This window comes from Pseudomonas sp. D47, from assembly GCF_045447305.1.
GTDB lineage: Bacteria > Pseudomonadota > Gammaproteobacteria > Pseudomonadales > Pseudomonadaceae > Aquipseudomonas.
Map to the genome: position 1 here is coordinate 28,789 of NZ_JBJGXU010000009.1, position 18,187 is coordinate 46,975.

General features: G+C 58.3%; 17 protein-coding genes and 2 pseudogenes. 6 read left to right on the top strand and 13 right to left on the bottom strand.

From position 1 onward, the window contains the following. The first annotated feature begins 1 nt into the window (after nt 1). From ACI77I_RS08885 to ACI77I_RS08895, 3 genes and pseudogenes are all read left to right on the top strand, one after another. On the top strand, nt 2-787 hold the full coding sequence (locus tag ACI77I_RS08885; RefSeq protein ID WP_406997345.1) for a tetratricopeptide repeat protein: 786 nt from the start codon (nt 2-4) through the stop codon (nt 785-787). 65 nt (nt 788-852) lie between these two features. Beyond that, nucleotides 853-969, top strand: a pseudogene (locus tag ACI77I_RS08890) (ribbon-helix-helix domain-containing protein); the annotation flags it as partial. Between the two features lie 2 nt (nt 970-971). Beyond that, a pseudogene (locus ACI77I_RS08895) lies at nt 972-1,169 on the top strand (type II toxin-antitoxin system RelE/ParE family toxin); the annotation flags it as partial. Nucleotides 1,170-1,236: 67 nt separating this feature from the next. Here the strand turns inward: ACI77I_RS08895 and ACI77I_RS08900 are convergent. The 5 genes from ACI77I_RS08900 to ACI77I_RS08920 form a co-directional block, all read right to left on the bottom strand. Beyond that, nucleotides 1,237-2,400 (bottom strand): type III PLP-dependent enzyme, encoded by a 1,164-nt coding sequence (locus ACI77I_RS08900; protein ID WP_083360185.1) that lies wholly within the window; start codon nt 2,398-2,400, stop codon nt 1,237-1,239. Nucleotides 2,401-2,848: 448 nt separating this feature from the next. Continuing rightward, on the bottom strand, nt 2,849-4,006 hold the full coding sequence (locus ACI77I_RS08905) for a betaine/proline/choline family ABC transporter ATP-binding protein (protein ID WP_242154446.1): 1,158 nt from the start codon (nt 4,004-4,006) through the stop codon (nt 2,849-2,851). After that, the gene (locus tag ACI77I_RS08910; RefSeq protein WP_406997346.1) at nt 4,003-4,656 is read right to left on the bottom strand and encodes an ABC transporter permease; all 654 of its coding nucleotides are present in this window, start codon (nt 4,654-4,656) and stop codon (nt 4,003-4,005) included. The genes ACI77I_RS08905 and ACI77I_RS08910 overlap by 4 nt, the downstream gene beginning before the upstream one ends. A gap of 11 nt (nt 4,657-4,667) precedes the next feature. Beyond that, on the bottom strand, nt 4,668-5,564 hold the full coding sequence (locus tag ACI77I_RS08915; RefSeq protein WP_094948975.1) for a glycine betaine ABC transporter substrate-binding protein: 897 nt from the start codon (nt 5,562-5,564) through the stop codon (nt 4,668-4,670). Nucleotides 5,565-5,584: 20 nt separating this feature from the next. After that, nucleotides 5,585-6,301 carry an ABC transporter permease gene (locus ACI77I_RS08920; protein ID WP_094948976.1) on the bottom strand — a complete coding sequence of 239 codons (717 nt, stop codon included), beginning with the start codon at nt 6,299-6,301 and terminating at the stop codon, nt 5,585-5,587. A gap of 330 nt (nt 6,302-6,631) precedes the next feature. On the opposite strand from ACI77I_RS08920, the gene ACI77I_RS08925 reads away from it, so the two are divergent. After that, nucleotides 6,632-8,215, top strand: coding sequence for a peptide chain release factor 3 (locus tag ACI77I_RS08925; RefSeq protein WP_094948977.1), 1,584 nt, complete (start codon nt 6,632-6,634; stop codon nt 8,213-8,215). Between the two features lie 94 nt (nt 8,216-8,309). Here ACI77I_RS08925 and ACI77I_RS08930 read toward each other — a convergent pair whose 3' ends face one another. Further along, nucleotides 8,310-8,639, bottom strand: coding sequence for a hypothetical protein (locus tag ACI77I_RS08930; protein ID WP_242154448.1), 330 nt, complete (start codon nt 8,637-8,639; stop codon nt 8,310-8,312). A gap of 245 nt (nt 8,640-8,884) precedes the next feature. Here ACI77I_RS08930 and ACI77I_RS08935 point away from each other — a divergent pair, with 245 nt between their 5' ends. After that, nucleotides 8,885-9,160, top strand: a complete 276-nt coding sequence (locus ACI77I_RS08935; protein WP_406997347.1) for a hypothetical protein — start codon at nt 8,885-8,887, stop codon at nt 9,158-9,160. A 97-nt stretch (nt 9,161-9,257) separates the two neighbouring features. Continuing rightward, nucleotides 9,258-9,518 (top strand): hypothetical protein, encoded by a 261-nt coding sequence (locus ACI77I_RS08940; RefSeq protein ID WP_094953912.1) that lies wholly within the window; start codon nt 9,258-9,260, stop codon nt 9,516-9,518. 88 nt (nt 9,519-9,606) lie between these two features. Here the strand turns inward: ACI77I_RS08940 and ACI77I_RS08945 are convergent, their stop codons facing one another. The 7 genes from ACI77I_RS08945 to ACI77I_RS08975 all read right to left on the bottom strand — a co-directional run bounded on the left by ACI77I_RS08945 (nt 9,607) and on the right by ACI77I_RS08975 (nt 18,020). Next, nucleotides 9,607-10,743 (bottom strand): hypothetical protein, encoded by a 1,137-nt coding sequence (locus tag ACI77I_RS08945; RefSeq protein ID WP_406997348.1) that lies wholly within the window; start codon nt 10,741-10,743, stop codon nt 9,607-9,609. Between the two features lie 247 nt (nt 10,744-10,990). Next, nucleotides 10,991-11,962, bottom strand: a complete 972-nt coding sequence (locus tag ACI77I_RS08950; protein ID WP_094950385.1) for a peptide ABC transporter ATP-binding protein — start codon at nt 11,960-11,962, stop codon at nt 10,991-10,993. Then, nucleotides 11,962-12,930, bottom strand: coding sequence for an ABC transporter ATP-binding protein (locus ACI77I_RS08955; protein WP_094950386.1), 969 nt, complete (start codon nt 12,928-12,930; stop codon nt 11,962-11,964). Before ACI77I_RS08955 ends, ACI77I_RS08950 begins: the two co-directional genes overlap by 1 nt. A gap of 10 nt (nt 12,931-12,940) precedes the next feature. Further along, nucleotides 12,941-13,852 carry an ABC transporter permease subunit gene (locus ACI77I_RS08960; protein ID WP_094950444.1) on the bottom strand — a complete coding sequence of 304 codons (912 nt, stop codon included), beginning with the start codon at nt 13,850-13,852 and terminating at the stop codon, nt 12,941-12,943. Between the two features lie 10 nt (nt 13,853-13,862). Next, on the bottom strand, nt 13,863-14,873 hold the full coding sequence (locus tag ACI77I_RS08965) for an ABC transporter permease subunit (RefSeq protein WP_094950443.1): 1,011 nt from the start codon (nt 14,871-14,873) through the stop codon (nt 13,863-13,865). A gap of 73 nt (nt 14,874-14,946) precedes the next feature. Continuing rightward, nucleotides 14,947-16,545, bottom strand: coding sequence for an ABC transporter substrate-binding protein (locus ACI77I_RS08970; RefSeq protein WP_406997349.1), 1,599 nt, complete (start codon nt 16,543-16,545; stop codon nt 14,947-14,949). A gap of 80 nt (nt 16,546-16,625) precedes the next feature. Beyond that, nucleotides 16,626-18,020: an OprD family outer membrane porin gene (locus ACI77I_RS08975; RefSeq protein ID WP_094950388.1), complete on the bottom strand. Its 1,395-nt coding sequence runs from the start codon at nt 18,018-18,020 to the stop codon at nt 16,626-16,628. Nucleotides 18,021-18,187 lie beyond the last annotated feature (167 nt).

Genomic DNA, 18,187 nt, shown 5'->3' on the forward strand with positions numbered 1-18,187 from the left:
GATGGGCTTTTTAGTGCGCCGTGAAGAAGTGCTCAATGTTGAGCAACTGCAAAGCATGCTCGACGACTCCCCGGTGCGTGCAGCCCAGGCGATTCTGATGGCGGCGAAAGAGGGCGTGGTCGACGCTCAGGCATTGCTGGGGCAAATCCTGCTGGAAGGGCGCGGCATCGCACGCGATGAAGCGCTGGCGCTGCGCTGGTTCCAGATCGCGGCCAATGGCGGGCACTTGATGGCACGCAACATGGCCGGGCGTTGCCTGGAGCATGGTTGGGGTTGCGCCGTCGATGAAGCAGCGGCGGCGCGGGAGTACCGCCTGGCGGCAGAGGCCGGGTTAGATTGGGGCCAGTACAACTACGCCAACCTGCTGGCCACCGGTCGTGGTGTCGCGCAAGACCCACCGCAAGCGCTGGGGTTTTATCGGCTGGCCGCAGAGCAGGGCCACGCCAAGTCGATGAACCTGCTGGGGCGTTATCTGGAAGATGGCGAGTATTGCCCAAGGGATCTGGAGGCGGCTGTCGAGTGGTATCGCCGCTCAGCCGAAGGCGGGGATTTTCGCGGGCAGTTCAGTTATGCGGCAGTGTTGGCCGATAGAGGCCAGGTCGAAGAGGCGTTGGCATGGTTGCGCAAGGCGTTGGTGGGCGGCAATTTGAAGTTTTTGCGGGTGGCGCATATCGCGCTATTGAATGCAGTGCAGCCTGAAATCAGGTGCTTGGCGAAGGATTTTGAGCATCGAGCAATTCTATTAAGCGATGAACGTCCTCGCGCAGAGGTTGCTGCACAAGCCTAAATCACCATGATTGAGGCTGATTCAAATTTAATCAGACATTTCGCGATGTTGCGAAGAGAGGATGCATGGGCGCCGACACTAAAGTACTGACAGCTCACGTCCCCACGGCCTTGGCGCAAAAAGTCGATCAGATGGCGGCGCGAATGGATCGTCCGCGTGGCTTGCTTGTTAAGCAAGCCCTCGAAATCGGATCGCGGCGGCGCGCACAGTGCAGTCACTTTTCCAGGCGCCTACGAGCTTATTGAGTCATCCGCGTATAGGTGAACGAGTTGAAGAGTTCGAGCCGCGAGACGTAAGAAGACTATTGGTCGGCCCCTACGAAATGCGGTACGAAATTCAAACATCAACACTCTATATTCTGCGCTTGTGGCACGTCCGCTAAGACCGTTAATAGTAGGCACCCATAAAAAAACCCATGACATGTCATGGGTTTTTTGTGTGCGAAGTGCTTACACGTAGTAAGACTTCAACGGCGGGAACCCGTTGAACTCAACCGCGCTGTAGCTGGTGGTGTACGCACCGGTCGACAACCAGTACATCCGGTCACCAATCGCCAGGTTCAGCGGCAGGCCGTACTTGTAGTTTTCGTACATGATATCGGCGCTGTCGCAGGTCGGGCCGGCGATGACCACTTCTTCCATCTCGCCTTTCTTCTCGGTCCAGATCGGGAACTTGATGGCTTCGTCCATGGTTTCGATCAGGCCGGAGAATTTGCCCACATCGGTGTACACCCAACGCTCGACGGCAGTGCGCGATTTACGCGCCACCAATACCACTTCACTGACCAGGATACCGGCGTTGGCGATCAACGAACGGCCTGGTTCCAGGATGATTTCCGGCAGGTCGTCGCCGAAATCTTCCTTGAGGAAGCGGATGATTTCTTCGGCGTAGGTTTCCAGGCTGTTGGTACGGGTGATGTAGTTGGCCGGGAAGCCGCCGCCCATGTTGATCAGCTTCAGATGAATGCCGTCTTCTTCTTTCAGGCGTTCGAAGATCACTTTGACCTTGGCGATGGCTGCGTCCCACACGCTGATGTCGCGCTGTTGCGAGCCGACGTGGAACGAAATGCCGTAAGGCACCAGGCCCAGGTCGCGGGCCAGGATCAGCAGGTCCATGGCCATATCGGTCTGGCAGCCGAATTTGCGCGACAGAGGCCAGTCAGCCGTGGTCGAGCCTTCGGTGAGGATACGCACATAAACTTTCGAACCCGGCGCGGCCTTGGCGATGTTGCGCAGGTCGGCTTCGGAGTCGGTGGAGAACAGGCGCACGCCCTTATCAAAGAAGTAGCGAATGTCTTTGGATTTCTTGATGGTGTTGCCGTAGCTGATACGGTCGGCGCTGACGCCACGGTCCATGACCTTGTCCAGCTCGTAGATCGAGGCGATGTCGAAGCTCGACCCCTTGTCTTTCAACAGGTCGATGATCTCGACGGCCGGGTTGGCCTTGACCGCGTAATAGACTTTGGCGAATTCGAAACCGGCGCGCAGGTCATCGTAGGCCTGGCTGATCATCGCGGTGTCGATCACCACGAACGGGGTTTCTTGCTTGTCGGCGAACGCCTTCATTTTGTCAAAAGTGGCGCGCGCGAAATAATCTTCGACGTTGATCGACATGCTGGGGACTCCTAAGGGCAAACTAAAATTAGCAATGGGTGCAAATGAACGTCCTCCGTATCCCCACTTTGGTTCGCCTACTTCCCAAGGCATGTCGCCGAAAGCAAAAAGGCCATGGGAATAAACGCTGCCCTTGGCCTTGCTGTCTCGTCGTCAGTACTTGAGCCGGATGGATCGTTTCCAGCATGGACGTTCGGCGCGAACTTTAGGACGTGAGGGGCTATAGATCAACTAAAAATGTCGCGTTTTTGCACGCGTTCGTCGCGCGACCTCGTGCAGCTACTTATGTAACCGACAGGTGTGACGGATTGATGTTCCCCGGATGGGGTAAATCAGGAGGATTTGCGGTGCCTTCATCGCAGGCAAGCCAGCTGCCACATTTGAATTGCATTCATCTGTTGGAATGCATTTCCCTGTGGGAGCCGGGCTTGCCCGCGATAGCGGTCTATCAGGCCAACGCTGTCTCGGCGGGCGAAACAATGCTGGTCTTACCGCCACGCGACTTACCAGAACTCAGGTACTCAGCAATCGACTCCTGAGTCACTTCACCCAGGAACACCCGCTCCGCATCCATCACCGGCAACCACGAACGGTTGAACTCGTACATGCGCGACAACAGGATGCGCAAATGCTCGTCATACGCCGCCGTGGCGTTGAATTCGCGCAGGTACTGGCCGCAGGTACCGGTCTGGCGGTGCAGGTCGCGACGTCGTACATAACCCAGCGCTTTGTTCTCGGCGCAGGTGACCACCACGTAGCGACGGTCGGTTTCGTCCATCAGCTCCAGCGCCTCGGCCACCGGGGTTTCCGGGCTCACCGACGGCGCGTTGTCCGCCGCGTCTTCGGCTTTCACCAGCAGCAGGCGCTTGAGGGTGCTGTCCTGACCGACGAAGCTGCTCACGAACTCATCAGCCGGATGCGCCAGCAAGGTGTCCGGGTGGTCGATCTGCAGCAGCTTGCCGGCACGGAAGATCGCAATCTTGTCACCCAGCTTGATCGCTTCGTCGATGTCGTGGCTGACCATGATCACGGTCTTGTTCAGCGCGCGCTGCATCTCGAAGAACTCGTTCTGGATCATCTCGCGGTTGATCGGGTCGACCGCGCCGAACGGTTCGTCCATCAATAGCAGTGGCGCATCGGCCGCCAGCGCGCGGATCACACCGATACGCTGTTGCTGGCCGCCCGACAGTTCACGCGGGTAGCGATGCAGGTACTGCTTGGGCTCCAACTTGATCATGCTCATCAACTCGCGGGCGCGGTCGTGGCATTTCTGCTTGTCCCAGCCGAGCAGCTTTGGCACGACCACGATGTTTTCCTCGATGGTCATGTTCGGGAACAGGCCGATCTGCTGGATCACATAACCGATGTTGCGGCGCAGGGTCACTTCGTCGAGGTCGGTGGTGTCTTCGCCGTTGATCAGGATCTTGCCCGAGGTGGGCTTGATCAGGCGGTTGATCATTTTCAGCGTGGTGCTCTTGCCGCAACCCGACGGGCCGAGGAATACGCAAATTTCGCCTTCGTTGACGGTCAGGCTTACGTCGTTCACGGCAGAGACTGTTTTGCCGTTGCTTTGAAAAGTCTTGGTCAGGTTTTGAAGTTCGATCATTTGAGCAGTCCTTTTGGAGTCAGCGAGCGTTGCAGCCATTGCAGAAGCAGGTCGGCGGAGATGGCCAGAAGACTGACCAGTACGGCGCCAACGATCAGCATCGACATGTCGCTGCGGCTGATGGAAGCCAGAATAAGTACACCCAGGCCACCGGCGCCGATGGTGGCGGCGATGGTCATCACACCAATGTTCATCACCACGGCGGTGCGCACACCGGCGAGGATCACCGGCACGGCGATGGGCAGTTCGACCATGCGCAGGCGCTGGCCGAAGGTCATGCCGATACCCCGCGCGGCTTCGCGAATACCCGGATCAACCCCGGTCAACGCCAAGTAGGTGTTACGCATGATCGGCAGCAGGGAATAGAGGAATACCGCAGTAATCGCCGGCATCGGGCCCAGGCCCTGGCCGAACTTGGAGTAGAACGGCAGCAGCAGGCCGAACAGGGCGATGGACGGCACCGTCAGCAGTACCGTGGCGCTGGCTTGCAGCGGGCCGGCCAGGGTCGGGAAGCGCGTCATCAGCACGCCGAGCGGTACGCCGACGACGATTGCCAGGATGACGGCAATGCCGACCAACGTGATGTGCTGCCAGGTCAGATGCAGGACAAGTGCCCAATCAAGATGGGAAAAGGCGTTCAGGAATTCCATGTCTTCTCCTCTTATTGATTGATCGGATGTTGGCGCAGGAAATCTGCAGCGACAGCGGACGGGCTTTCGTGGTCGACGTCGACCCGTGCGTTCAGCTGGCGCATGGTTGCGTCGTCGAACAGCGCGGCAAGAGGTTTGAGGTCAGCTTCCAGCTGCGGGTGGGCGTCCAGATAAACCTGGCGCACCACCGGTGCGGCGGTGTAGTCCGGGAAGTAGTGCTTGTCGTCATCCAGCAGCTTCAACTTGAAGGCATCCAGGCGACCGTCGGTGGTGTAGACCAGACCGGCAAACACCTGGCCATTACGCAGCGCGGTGTAGACCAAGCCGGCGTCCATCTGCCGGGTGTTTTTGCGCGTGAGGTTCATGTCATACAGCTTGACCATGCCGGCCATGCCGTCGGAACGGTTGGCGAACTCGGTGTCCAGGGCCACCAGGCGCGTGCCTGTGTTTTTTTCTGCCAGGGCTTGGGTCAGGTCGCTGATACTGTTGATCTGCGGGAATTCCTTGGCCACGTTTTCTGGCAGCGCCAATGCGTAGGTGTTGCTGAATTTCGACGGCGACAGCCAGACCAGGCCTTTCTTTGCGTCGAGTTCTTTCACCCGTGCGTAGGACTGCTCGTTGTCGAGCTTCTCGTCTACATGGTTGTAATTCACCAGCGACACCCCGGTGTATTCCCAGAGCATATCCAGTTGCCCGCTTTCCTGGGCACTGCGTGCCAGGTTACTGCCCAGGCCGCCGGTCACACGGGTGTCGTAACCCTTGGTGCGCAGGTACTGGGCGGTGATTTCGGCAAGCAGGGTCTGTTCGGTGAACACCCGGGCGCCGATGCGGATGACCGGTTTTTCGGCGGCTTGCGCAATGCCTGCAAACAGCAGGACGCAGCTTAATATCAACGTCAGTTTTTTCATGTGATTTCCTTTGCCAAGCCTTAAGACGGACGCAACCCGCGTTCCAGCCAGAGGCGGCTGGCCATGGTCACCAGACCGTCGAGCAGCAATGCCAGCAACGCGGTGCACGCGGCGCCGAGCAGCAATTGCGGCTGATTGTTCAAGGCGATGCCGGGGAAAATCAGACTGCCCAGGCTGTTGGCGCCGATCAGGAACGCCAGCGGTGCGGTGCCGACGTTGATCGCCAGGGCCACGCGCACACCGCCGATGATGATCGGCACGGCGTTGGGCAACTCCACGCGAAACAGCACCTGGCGCGGCGTCATGCCGATGCCGGTGGCGGCTTCTTTCAGCGAGCCTTGAACGTTTTTGAGGCCTTCGTAGGTGTTGCGCACAATGGGCAGCAACGAGGCGAGGAACAACGCGAAGATGGCCGGGCCACTGCCGATGCCGAGGACGCCGAGGGCGATGGCCAGTACGGCCAGGGGAGGGACGGTGTTGCCGATGTTGAAGATCTGCATGAAGCGTTCTGCGCGCCCGACCATGTTCGGTCGGCTGAGCAGGATACCGGCGGGGATCCCTACAACGAGGGCTGCCAGCATGGAGACAAAAACGAGGATCAGGTGTGCTTGCAGGTAAAACAACAAATCGTCGCGGTACAGTTCGATCGTGTTGATGCCGATCCAGTGGACCAGCAGGGCCAGGAGAGCGACGACAACCGCTCCACCTATCAGCCCTTTGCCATAGCGAATAGCCACAGGCGGACTCCTTTTTTCTTTTGTCGGCGAACACATTTCTTCGTGGCATGCCATTGCTGGCTGCCTCTAAATGTGGTCGCGAAAAGCAGCTCGCCAATGCCGGTAAGACGGCATGAGGTCAAGCCATGAGCGCAGCCTCGTCAGGCTAACTTGCTGATTTATCAGCCCCTGTTCCGAGTGCGATAGCAGGGGAGTGGACGTCTCTACCTTTTAAAAGGTTCCACACTTGGCTGCATTTAGCCACCCTCAATGGGCTGAACGGTGGTCCGGCTCCCTGGGTTTGCGCTATACTCGCCGCCCTTTTTTGACTCACCTGCCAGGCGATTTCCCATGACCCACCAGGCCGCCGAAGTCGCGAAACGCCGCACTTTCGCCATTATTTCCCACCCCGATGCCGGTAAAACCACCATCACCGAGAAGCTCCTGCTGATGGGCAAGGCAATCGCGGTGGCCGGCACGGTGAAATCCCGCAAATCCGACCGCCATGCCACCTCCGACTGGATGGAAATGGAAAAACAACGGGGTATTTCCATTACCACGTCGGTCATGCAGTTTCCGTATCGCGACCACATGGTCAACCTGCTCGACACCCCGGGCCACGAAGACTTCTCCGAAGACACCTACCGCACCCTGACTGCAGTGGACTCGGCCTTGATGGTCCTCGACGGCGGTAAGGGCGTTGAGCCACGTACCATCGCGCTGATGGACGTTTGCCGCCTGCGCGACACGCCCATCGTCAGCTTTATTAACAAACTCGACCGCGATATCCGCGACCCGATCGAGTTGCTCGATGAGATCGAAGCGGTCCTGAAGATCAAGGCCGCGCCGATCACTTGGCCGATTGGTTGCTACCGCGACTTCAAGGGTGTCTACCACCTGGCCGACGACTACATCATTGTCTACACCGCCGGCCACGGTCACGAGCGCACCGACGTCAAGATCATCGAGAAACTCGACTCCGACGAAGCCCGCGACCACCTGGGTGACGAGTACGACCGCTTCGTCGACCAGCTGGAACTGGTGCAGGGTGCCTGCCACGAGTTCAACCAGCAAGAGTTCCTCGACGGCCAACTGACGCCGGTGTTTTTCGGTACCGCACTGGGCAACTTCGGTGTCGACCACGTGCTGGATGCCGTCGTGAACTGGGCCCCCAAGCCTCTGGCCCGGGTTGCCAACGAGCGCACCGTAGAACCGGTCGAAGAGAAATTCACCGGCTTCGTGTTCAAGATCCAGGCGAACATGGACCCCAAGCACCGCGACCGTATCGCCTTCATGCGTATCTGCTCGGGCAAATACGAAAAAGGTATGAAGATGCGCCACGTGCGCACCGGCAAGGACGTGCGCATCGGCGACGCCCTGACGTTCTTCTCCTCCGAGCGCGAGCAACTGGAAGAGGCGTTTGCCGGCGACATCATCGGCTTGCACAACCACGGCACCATCCAGATCGGCGACACCTTCACCGAAGGCGAAGCGCTGGGCTTCACTGGTATCCCGCACTTCGCCCCGGAACTGTTCCGCCGCGTACGCCTGCGTGACCCGCTCAAATCCAAGCAACTGCGCCAAGGCTTGCAGCAGTTGGCGGAAGAGGGCGCCACCCAGGTGTTCTTCCCCGAGCGCAGCAACGACATCATCCTCGGCGCCGTCGGTGTGCTGCAGTTCGATGTGGTCGCCAGCCGTTTGAAAGAGGAATACAAGGTCGAATGCTCTTACGAGCCGATCACCGTGTACTCCGCGCGCTGGATCGATTGCAGTGATAAGAAGAAGTTGGAAGAGTTCTCCAACAAGGCTGTGGAAAACCTTGCGATCGACGGCGGTGGTCACCTGACCTACTTGGCGCCGACGCGGGTGAACCTGGCGTTGATGGAAGAGCGCTGGCCGGATGTGAAATTCCGCGCGACCCGAGAGCATCACTAAAAACCGATGCGGGCCATACGCTACGTATGGCCCGTCTTGGAGTGTTTCGTATCAGCGACAACTACGCAAACGACTCAGGCTGGCATTCAACTGACTATCGTTTAGTTGGAAAGTAACTGTCGGTCTTTGCCTCATTGATAAAACGGTCGTATTCGGGGCGTGAGATAAAGCCGTTAGCATCTTTGTCTGCAGCCTTAAAGGCAACGTCATCAAATTCTGACTTGTTCGAGTAACCCAATTCGGTTGCTGTTTTAACGTAGCGGTCATCCATATATAAGTTCCATTCCTGTCTTGAAAGTTGTCCATCTTTATTTCGATCGGAATAGTCCCAGTTGTCATTGTAAATCGTGTTGTAGAGGCCTCCGCAGGCGGTGGTATTCACAAAGACGGCGATGAGTGCACAGGCGACAAGGATAGGCTTCACTTTGTTTTTCTCGATAGGAGTTCGTGGAGCTAAGACTTTAGTGAAGGGTGTTCGCTAGATGCAATAAACTCGTTGAATAGTTAAAACTTTCAGAATCGTCCTACGGGTGGGATGGAAATGGTTGTGTGCGTAACCTTTACGGCAGGCCGGGTGGCGCATGGCCTCAATTGCGAAAACCCTGATGCGCGACTAGGTTGATAAAGGGGCCTGAAACAGTTCACCCATCGACTGAAAAGGAGGCCGTCGTGCCGAGAATTCAACGTGCTACCCAACTGGTGCTGCTGGCAACCTTGGGCGTAGCCAACGCCTGGACGCACACCCCAGTGCCGGTCTCCGGCCTGCTATTTGCGGATGCGGGAACGCCCCAGTGGAAAGACACGGGCCCAGTCACCAAGAAAAAGCAGAACGAGGTCAATTCCGGTAGTTGGCAACCACAAGCCCAACCTGCTCCCAAGGAGGACGCAGAAAACCCCTACAACGAAGGTGAAGACAGCGAAACCTACGATGACGGCGACACCTGAAGCCTGGCGCAAACCGGGCATTGGGACTAGCTTCTTACTGGGCGACGGTAAACAGCTGTCGTGCAGGATTCATCTACTGACTGGACGGAAATCGACCATGAGTATTTTTCAACGAGTTGTGCTGTTGCTAAAGGTGTTGGTGCTGTTGTCGTTGGGGATGTCGACGGCCTGGGCGCATAACCCGGCGCAGGGCAGCCAGGCGGGCTTTTCGGCGGTGCAGACGACGCAGGGGAAAGGGTTGCAGTTGGCCAAGTCTGAATCCGAAGCGGGTGACGAAGATCAGGGTGGCTCCAAGGACGATGACGACCAGCAAGTCCCGCCAGACGACGATGACACGCAAGGTGACAGCGATACCTGAGTCGCCGTAGAAAAAAGCCCTTCCCGCCAGGGTTATGCGCCACCTGATCGGAAGGGCTTTCGACAACCAAACTCACCCCACGCGTGAATCAACCGATTTCTTTGAAATGGTCGTTGCTCAGGATGTGTTCAATTGAAAGCCCTGGCTCTGGGATATAGTCGGCGCCCTTTGCGGCAGTAAACTTAATATCCTTACTGCCCTTTGTAATACTCCGCTCACCTGCAGTTTGGGTCGAGGTGGTGTAAACGGTACTGCGCATTTTCATATAGCCGCCCAGATCATTTTTGATCGTTGCGAGCCGTTCTTCTATCTGCTCGGGCGTGAGGTTGAGTTTCTTTTCCAAGCGAACGCCCCAGCGCGTCAGGCATGTTTCCGCAAAGTGGCGAACAAGCTGGCCGGGTTCTGCATAAACCTTTGCACCTTCGTTCCCATTGGCGGCAGCATTACCCACTAAAGTCGCATGGCGGCCGGGCATGGGGTAAATATGAACCTGGGTAGTTTTATCACATTCTGGAACAACACAGGCGAACCCCAGGGAGCGCTCATCTCTGGCGTAAAACGCCACATACTCTTTGACGTTGCTACCGAGTCTTACCCTGCTGTCCTGGAAGTTCAGCAGCCCGGGAACAGGGTCCACAGCAAAAATGTTGACAGGCACATTTTTTAAGGCGCTGTCATTCAGCATGGCATTGGCCAGCATATGGCAGTTGATCCCGCCGCGGCTCCAACCGACCAGATTCACTTGGGTCGGAATAATGCCGTCTTTTCGAAAGGTCTTGATGATTTGTTGTTGCAGCTGTTGCTGCGTCACTTTGCGCGTACCGTAATCGTACGTGCGCCAATACCAACTGCCTGTGACGTTGACTTCTTCAATGGGGACGCCGGCGTTCTGCAGTTGGTTGTAGTTTTCCTCGGTCAGTTTTAAGCGCTGCCACAAAACCGTTCCCTTCATGATGTTGACAGCGTGTGCCACATTTTCTTCCCAACCGGAACCCAGGGCTGTTCCCTTTAGCTGAAGGTAGTTACCTGACGCAGTGAACATCTCGTCTGCTTGCAAGTTTCCGCTGCCGGGGCCGTCAATGACGATCCATTCGGCAAACTCCTTACTGAGGCTTTGGGTATTTTGCGCCAAGGTAGAAATGAGTTCGCCATTCCAATAATTGGCGTTGCTATCATCAAATTTAGTTGAGCCGGTGCCGCAGAAAAAAACCGTAAAAGTTGTCATGAGTACATACCCTTCCGTTGGATAAAGGTCGTGCGCTCATGAAAGGTTAAACAGGTCGTGCTGGCTACTGTGAGAACTCACAGGTGATTAGATTGCTTTCGAATACTTAATGGGGTTTGTTAACAGAAAGCACTCGGTGATAAGCCGAAAAAAAGCCCCTCCCAACAGGCTGATGCGCAACCTGATGGGAAGGGCTTGTAGAACACACTTAATGCCCTGGGTTGACCCCCAAGGCATCTTTTATCGGTCAGGCCACAAACTGCTCCGCATAGTGGCAAGCCACCTGACGGTTATCCAAGGCACGCAACTGCGGCTCCTCGCTGCTGCACCGCGTGGTCGCATACGGGCAGCGCTTGTGGAACGCGCAGCCAGGTGGCGGGTTCAGCGGGTTGGGCAGTTCGCCGACGATTTTGATCTTCGGCTTGTTCGGGTCCGGGTGGATGGTCGGGGTGGCCGACAGCAGCGCCTGGGTGTACGGGTGCAGAGGGCGGGCGTAGATGTCGTCCTTGGGGCCGACTTCCACCGGGCGGCCGAGGTACATCACCATCACGTCGTCGGCGACGTGTTGCACCACCGCCAGGTTGTGGGAGATGAACACGTAGGCGGTGTTGAATTCCTGCTGCAGGTCCATGAACAGGTTGAGCACCTGGGCCTGGATCGACACGTCCAGCGCCGAGGTCGGTTCATCCGCCACCAGCACTTTGGGTTGCAGCATCATGGCGCGGGCCAATGCGATGCGCTGACGCTGGCCACCGGAGAACATGTGCGGGTAGCGCTGATAGTGCTCAGGGCGCAGGCCCACTTGCTTCATCATCGCCTGGACTTTCTCGCGGCGTTCAGCGGCGGACAGATTAGTGTTGATCAGCAGCGGCTCGCCGAGTTGATCACCGACTTTCTGGCGCGGGTTCAACGACGCGTACGGGCTCTGGAACACCATCTGCACGTCTTTGCGTAATTGCTTGCGCTGGGCCTTGTTGGCGCCGGCGACTTCCTGGCCGGCGATTTTCAGCGAGCCTGACGACGGTTCTTCAATCAGCGTCAGGGCGCGGGCCAGGGTGGATTTGCCGCAACCGGATTCGCCAACGACCGCCAGGGTCTTGCCGGCTTCCAGCTCAAACGACACACCATTAAGCGCGCGTACCAGCGCGTGGCCCTTGAACAGGCCACGGGACACTTCGTAGTGACGGGTCAGGTCGCGGGCGGTAAGAACGACGGCCATTACGCCACCTCCTGGTTCAAGGGGTAGAAGCAGCGCGCAAGGCTGTTGCTTTTCGGGTCAAGGCCAGGCCGCTGGGCACGGCAGGATTCCTGCACATACGGGCAGCGCGGCGACAACAGGCAACCCTGCGGCCGGTCATAACGACCGGGAACAATGCCCGGCAGCGTGGCCAGGCGCGTGGCGCCCAGGCTGTGCTCCGGGATTGCCTTGAGCAGCGCTTCGCTGTACGGGTGCGCCGGGATGTCGAACAACTGCGGCACCTGGCCGACTTCCACGGCTTGGCCGGCGTACATCACGCACACACGCTGGGCGGTTTCGGCCACCACGGCGAGGTCGTGGGTGATCAGCACCAGGCCCATGTTCTGCTCTTTCTGCAGGGCCAGCAGCAGCTCCATGATCTGCGCCTGGATGGTCACGTCCAAGGCCGTGGTCGGTTCGTCGGCGATCAGCAGTTTCGGCTCGCCGGCAATCGCCATGGCGATGGCCACACGCTGGCTCATACCGCCGGACAGTTGGTGCGGGTAGGCATCCATACGGCTGGCGGCGCCTGGGATTTCAACTTTTTCGAGCAGCTCGATAGCGCGTTTACGTGCTTGTCTGCCGGACATTTTCAGGTGCAGGCGCAGCACTTCTTCAATCTGGAAACCCACGGTGTAGCTGGGGTTCAGCGCGGTCATCGGGTCCTGGAACACCATCGCCAGGTCTTTGCCGACGATCTGGCGGCGCTGACGGTTACTCAGCTTGAGCATGTCCTTGCCGTCGAAGTTCAGCGCGTCGGCGGTGACGATCCCGGGGTGCTCGATCAGGCCCATCAGCGCCATCATGGTCACGGATTTACCCGAGCCCGACTCGCCAACGATCGCCAGTACTTCGCCTTTGTCGACGCAAATGTCGAGGCCATCGACCACCGGCACGGCGGTCTTGTCGCCGAAGCGCACATTGAGATTCTTGATTTCTAACAGTGACATGGGAATCTCCTCAGGCGGCGTTCTTGAGTTTCGGGTCCAGCGCATCGCGCAGGCCGTCACCCATCAAGTTGATTGCCAGCACGCTGAGCAAAATGGTCAGACCCGGCAGGCTCACGACCCACCAGGCGCGTTCGATGTAGTCACGGGCCGAAGCCAGCATGGTGCCCCACTCAGGGGTTGGCGGTTGTACGCCAAGGCCAAGGAAGCCCAGGGCCGCGGCATCGAGAATCGCCGAAGAGAAGCTCAAAGTGGCCTGTACGATCAGCGGCGCCATGCAGTTAGGCAGCACGGTGATGAACATCAGGCGTGGCAGGCCGGCGCCGGCGAGGCGGGCGGCCGTCACGTAGTCGCGGTTCAGTTCGCCCATCACTGCAGCACGGGTCAGACGCACATAGGATGGCAACGACACGATGGCGATAGCGATCACGGTGTTGATCAGGCCAGGGCCGAGGATCGCGACAATGGCGACAGCCAGCAGCAGCGACGGCAGGGCCAGCATGATGTCCATCAAGCGCATGATGGTTGGGCCAAGCAGGCGCGGGAAGAAGCCAGCGAACAGGCCTAGCAGGATGCCTGGAATCAGCGACATCACCACCGACGACAAGCCGATCAGCAAGGACAGGCGCGAACCCTGGATCAGGCGCGAAAGCAGGTCACGGCCCAGCTCGTCGGTACCGAGCAGGAACTGGATCTGCCCGCCTTCCAGCCACGACGGCGGGGTCAGCAGGAAATCGCGGTATTGCTCGCTTGGGTTATGCGGCGCAACCCACGGGGCGAAGATCGCGCAAAACACGATGAGGGTCATGAATAGCAGGCCGGCAACCGCACCTTTGTTCTTGGAGAAGGCTTGCCAGAATTCTTTGTAAGGGGACGGGTACAGCAGGCTTTGATCGACTGCTACCGCTTGTGTAGATGGGGTCATGGTCATGATCTCAGCGCTGGTGACGGATGCGTGGGTTAGCGAAGCCGTAGAGGATATCCACCACGAAGTTCACCAGGATCACCAGGCAGGCGATCAGCAGGATGCCGTTTTGCACCACCGGGTAGTCTCGCGCGCCAATGGCTTCGATCAGCCATTTGCCGATGCCGGGCCACGAGAAAATGGTTTCGGTCAGGACCGCACCGGCCAGCAGGGTGCCGACTTGCAGGCCGACCACGGTGAGTACTGGGATCAGCGCGTTACGCAGGCCGTGTACGAACACCACGCGCGCCGGCGACAGGCCTTTGGCCTTGGCGGTGCGGATGTAGTCTTCGCGCAGTACTTCGAGCATCGATGAACGGGTCATCCGGGCGATCACCGCCAGCGGGATGGTGCCGAGCACGATGGCCGGCAGGATCAGGTGGTGCAAGGCATCCCAGAAAGCGTCCGGCTCGTCAGCCAGCAAGGTGTCGATCAGCATAAAGCCGGTGCGTGGCTCGATGTCATAGAGCAGGTCGATACGCCCGGAAACCGGGGTCCAGCCCAGGCTTACCGAGAAGAACATGATCAGGATCAGGCCCCACCAGAAGATCGGCATCGAATATCCCGCGAGGGAGATGCCCATCACCCCATGGTCGAACAGGGATCCTCGTTTCAAGGCCGCGATCACCCCGGCCAACAGGCCCAGGATACCGGCGAACAACAGGGCGGCCATGGACAGTTCCAGGGTCGCGGGGAAGAGGGCGGTGAATTCGGTCCACACGCTGGTGCGGGTGCGAAGGGATTCACCGAGGTCGCCCTGGGCGAGCTTGCCTACGTAGTCAAAATATTGCGCGTACAGCGGCTTGTTAAGGCCGAGGCGTTCCATTGCCTGTGCGTGCATCTCTGGGTCGACTCGTCGTTCGCCCATCATGACTTCGACAGGGTCGCCGGGGATCATGCGAATCAACGCAAACGTCAGCAACGTGATGCCGAAAAACGTGGGGATCAGTAACCCCAATCGGCGGGCAATAAAGCTAAACATCTTGTTGTGTACCTCAATCAGCCGGTTAGGCAGGTTCGGCACCGTCAATGTCGACGGTGCCGAGCGTCTCTTATTACTTCACCTGGGTGGTGGCGAAGTTATTTGTAGTCAGAGGGCTTTGGGTAAAGCCTTCGACGTTTTTGCGCATGGCGGTGAACATTTTCGGGTAAGCCATGGGAATCCAGGGTTGATCCTTCTCGAAAACGTCCATGGCTTGTTCGTAGAGTGCAGCCCGTTTCGAGGGTTCCTCGATGGCGCGTGCCTTATCGATCAAGTCTTGAAACTCTTTGTTACACCAGCGGGCGTAGTTTTCGCCGTTTTTGGCTGCATCGCAACTCAGGTTTGGCGTGAGGAAGTTATCCGGGTCACCGTTATCCCCAGCCCAGCCGGCGGAAACCATGTCGTGCTCGCCGTTTTTTGCGCGCTTGAGCATTTCGCCCCATTCCATGACTTTGATGTTGACCTTCAGGCCAATCTGAGCCAGATCTGCCTGCATGCGCTGGGCGCCGAGCATTGGGTTAGGGTTGGTCGGGCCACCGCCGTTACGGGTGAACAGGGTGAACTCGGTGCCTTCCGGTACGCCGGCTTCCTTGAGCAGGGCGCGGGCCTTGTCCAGGTCACGTGGCGGGTTCTTCAGCTTGTCGCTGAAACCCAGCAGCGTCGGTGGATACGGGCCAGTGGCGTCGATGGCGTTGCCTTTGCCATACAGGGATTCGTTGTAGCCTTTCTTGTCGAACGCGATGTTGATCGCGTGACGCACCCGCGCGTCGCTCATGTACTTGTGGGTGGTGTTCATGGCGGTGTAGCTGGTGGTCATGGCCGCCAGTTCCGCGACTTTCAGGTTTGGATCAGCCTTGGCGCTCGGCACGTCATCGGGCTTGGGATACAGCGCGATCTGGCATTCGTTGGCCTTGAGCTTTTGCAGGCGCACGTTGCTGTCGGTAGTGATGGCCAGGATCAACGGGTCAGCTGGCGGCTTGCCACGGAAGTAATCCGGGTTGGCCTTGAAGCGCACTTGGGCGTCCTTGGCGTAGCGGGTGAAGATGAACGGGCCGGTGCCGATCGGCTTGGCGTTCAGGTCATCGGTCTTGCCGGACTTGAGCAACTGGTCGGCGTATTCGGCGGAGTGGATCGAGGAAAACGCCATGGCCAGGTCGGCCAGGAACGGTGCTTCAGGACGGGTCAGGGTGAAGACAACGGTGTGGTCGTCGGTCTTCGTTACGCTCTTGAGCAGTTCCTTGAAACCCATGCTTTCAAAGTACGGGTAGCCCACAGCGGACTTGTTATGCCAAGGGTGGTTCGGGTCCAGCTGGCGCTGGAAGCTCCAAAGCACGTCGTCGGCATTCATGTTGCGCGTGGGTTTGAAGTAGTCGGTGGTGTGGAACTTGATGTCGTCACGCAGGTGAAAGGTGTAGGTCAGGCCATCGGCGCTGATTTCCGGCAGGGCCTTGGCCAGTGCAGGAATCACTTCGGTGGTGCCGGGCTTGAAGTCCACCAGGCGGTTGAACATGGTTTCGGCAGCGGCGTCAGCGGTGACGGCCGTGGTGTACAGGACCGGGTCGAAACCCTCCGGGCTGGCTTCGGTGCAGACCACCAGCGGTTTGGCCGAAACGCCGATCGCGACGCTCAACAGCGCAGCGGCAATGGCAGCTTGTAGCGGGAGCATTTTCATTCAGAGCCCTCTGCAATCGATTGAACCAGACAAGCGTAGACGGCGGGTTCGTCATGAACCCGCCGTCTACCTGGCGCTAATTAAAGGATGTTGAACGGGATGGTAGTGACCAGGCGGAACTCACGGATGTTGCCGTCAGCCTGTTGGGCGCTGGCACGGTGAGTGACGTAGGTGCCACGGATGGTGGTGGCTTTCAGAGGGCCGCTCTGGATAGCGTAGGAAGTACCTACGCCGTATTCCTGGTGCTTCTCGCCGTCTTGGGACTGAATACCGTTGTAAGCGAAGCCTTTCACGCCGCCGTCGCCGGTGTAGTGAGTACCATCAATGCCCCAGCCGCGAGCCGAGTAGATGTTGAACTTCAGGCCTGGCACGCCGTATTCAGCCATGTTGAGGCCGTAGGCAACCTGGAAGGACTTCTCGTTCGGACCGTTAAAGTCAGAGGTCAGGGAGTTGGCCAGGTAGATGCCGTTGGTTTCGTGCAGGTAGTCGAAGTACTCGTTACCGTTAACGGCCTGGTAGGAGAAGGTCAGGCTGTGGGCTTGGTGAGTCAGGCCCAGAGACAACGAGTAAGTGTCGTTGTCGATTTTGCCCATCTTCTTGCTGCCGGTGTCGGTGGTTTTGTAGTAGTTCAAGCCGGTGGTCAGTGCCAGAGTCTGGGCATCACCCAGTTCGTGGGTAGCGCCGAAGTAGTACTGGTTCCAGAAGTCTTCGACGTTAGCGGCAAAAACGCTGGTTTTCAGGCTTTTGAACGGCTGGTAGTTGAAGCCCAGGGTTTTGACCTTGTCGGTTTCCTGGCCATTGCCGTACTCGGAGCGGAATTTCGACAGGCTCTGTTCGGTACGTGGCGAAACGCGGTCAAAGATACCGCCCTGGAACGACAGGTTGCTGAGTTCCTGGCTGTCGAACGACACACCTTCAAAGCTTGAAGGCAGTGCGCGGTTACCGATGGTGTCGACAATGCCGCTGCTGAAGTTCTGGCGACCGGCGGTCAAGGTGGTGTTCGAGACACGGAACTTCACGTTGGCCAGGCCCAGTTTGCTCCACTGGCCTACGGCATCGCCGTCGGAGTCAGCCAGCGTACGGTTGGAACCGCCCTTGATGTCACGCTTGCTGCGGTCCAGGGCCACAACGTTGTAAGCCGCCACTTCGGTCGCCACGCCCACGGTGCCTTGGGTGAAGCCCGAGGAGTAGTTAAGGATGGTGCCTTGCAGCCAGTTCGTACGGTTCGCGTCGGTTTCTGTCACGCCGTGCTTCTTGTAAGAGAAGCGCTGGCCACGGAATTTACGCTCGCTGGAGAACCAGTTACGGGTAGTACCGCCCAGGCTTTGACCGTCGACAAAGCCTTTGGCCTCGCTTTGGGCGCTGGTGCCGGCCAATGTGGTAGGAACGAAGTCCTGGCTTTGAGGTTCAGCGAAGGCGGTTGCCGTGATGCTGCTGATGGCCAAGGCCAGAAGCGCTTTGCTGCTCAGTTTCATGGGTGAAGCTCCTTTGGTTCTCTTTTTAATGCCGGTCTTTTTAGGTGAACCGGCTATTGGGTGTGTAACTCGTTCAAGCCTTGCAAACGTTTGCCGTAGGAAATTTACCAACAAAAGGCTGCACGTTTGCCAGGGAGCTAACTTCGCTCCCTGCAAATCCGGTTATT

What these genes read in the sequence shown, in the direction of transcription:
- ACI77I_RS08910 (WP_406997346.1), bottom strand. Translation starts at nt 4,656, where the DNA reads ATGGAATTCCTGAACGCCTTTTCCCATCTTGATTGGGCACTTGTCCTG.
- ACI77I_RS08940 (WP_094953912.1), top strand. Translation starts at nt 9,258, where the DNA reads ATGAGTATTTTTCAACGAGTTGTGCTGTTGCTAAAGGTGTTGGTGCTG.
- ACI77I_RS08965 (WP_094950443.1), bottom strand. Translation starts at nt 14,873, where the DNA reads ATGTTTAGCTTTATTGCCCGCCGATTGGGGTTACTGATCCCCACGTTT.
- ACI77I_RS08970 (WP_406997349.1), bottom strand. Translation starts at nt 16,545, where the DNA reads ATGAAAATGCTCCCGCTACAAGCTGCCATTGCCGCTGCGCTGTTGAGC.
- ACI77I_RS08960 (WP_094950444.1), bottom strand. Translation starts at nt 13,852, where the DNA reads ATGACCCCATCTACACAAGCGGTAGCAGTCGATCAAAGCCTGCTGTAC.
- ACI77I_RS08955 (WP_094950386.1), bottom strand. Translation starts at nt 12,930, where the DNA reads ATGTCACTGTTAGAAATCAAGAATCTCAATGTGCGCTTCGGCGACAAG.
- ACI77I_RS08975 (WP_094950388.1), bottom strand. Translation starts at nt 18,020, where the DNA reads ATGAAACTGAGCAGCAAAGCGCTTCTGGCCTTGGCCATCAGCAGCATC.
- ACI77I_RS08900 (WP_083360185.1), bottom strand. Translation starts at nt 2,400, where the DNA reads ATGTCGATCAACGTCGAAGATTATTTCGCGCGCGCCACTTTTGACAAA.
- ACI77I_RS08905 (WP_242154446.1), bottom strand. Translation starts at nt 4,006, where the DNA reads ATGATCGAACTTCAAAACCTGACCAAGACTTTTCAAAGCAACGGCAAA.
- ACI77I_RS08945 (WP_406997348.1), bottom strand. Translation starts at nt 10,743, where the DNA reads ATGACAACTTTTACGGTTTTTTTCTGCGGCACCGGCTCAACTAAATTT.
- ACI77I_RS08915 (WP_094948975.1), bottom strand. Translation starts at nt 5,564, where the DNA reads ATGAAAAAACTGACGTTGATATTAAGCTGCGTCCTGCTGTTTGCAGGC.
- ACI77I_RS08885 (WP_406997345.1), top strand. Translation starts at nt 2, where the DNA reads ATGGGCTTTTTAGTGCGCCGTGAAGAAGTGCTCAATGTTGAGCAACTG.
- ACI77I_RS08950 (WP_094950385.1), bottom strand. Translation starts at nt 11,962, where the DNA reads ATGGCCGTCGTTCTTACCGCCCGCGACCTGACCCGTCACTACGAAGTG.
- ACI77I_RS08925 (WP_094948977.1), top strand. Translation starts at nt 6,632, where the DNA reads ATGACCCACCAGGCCGCCGAAGTCGCGAAACGCCGCACTTTCGCCATT.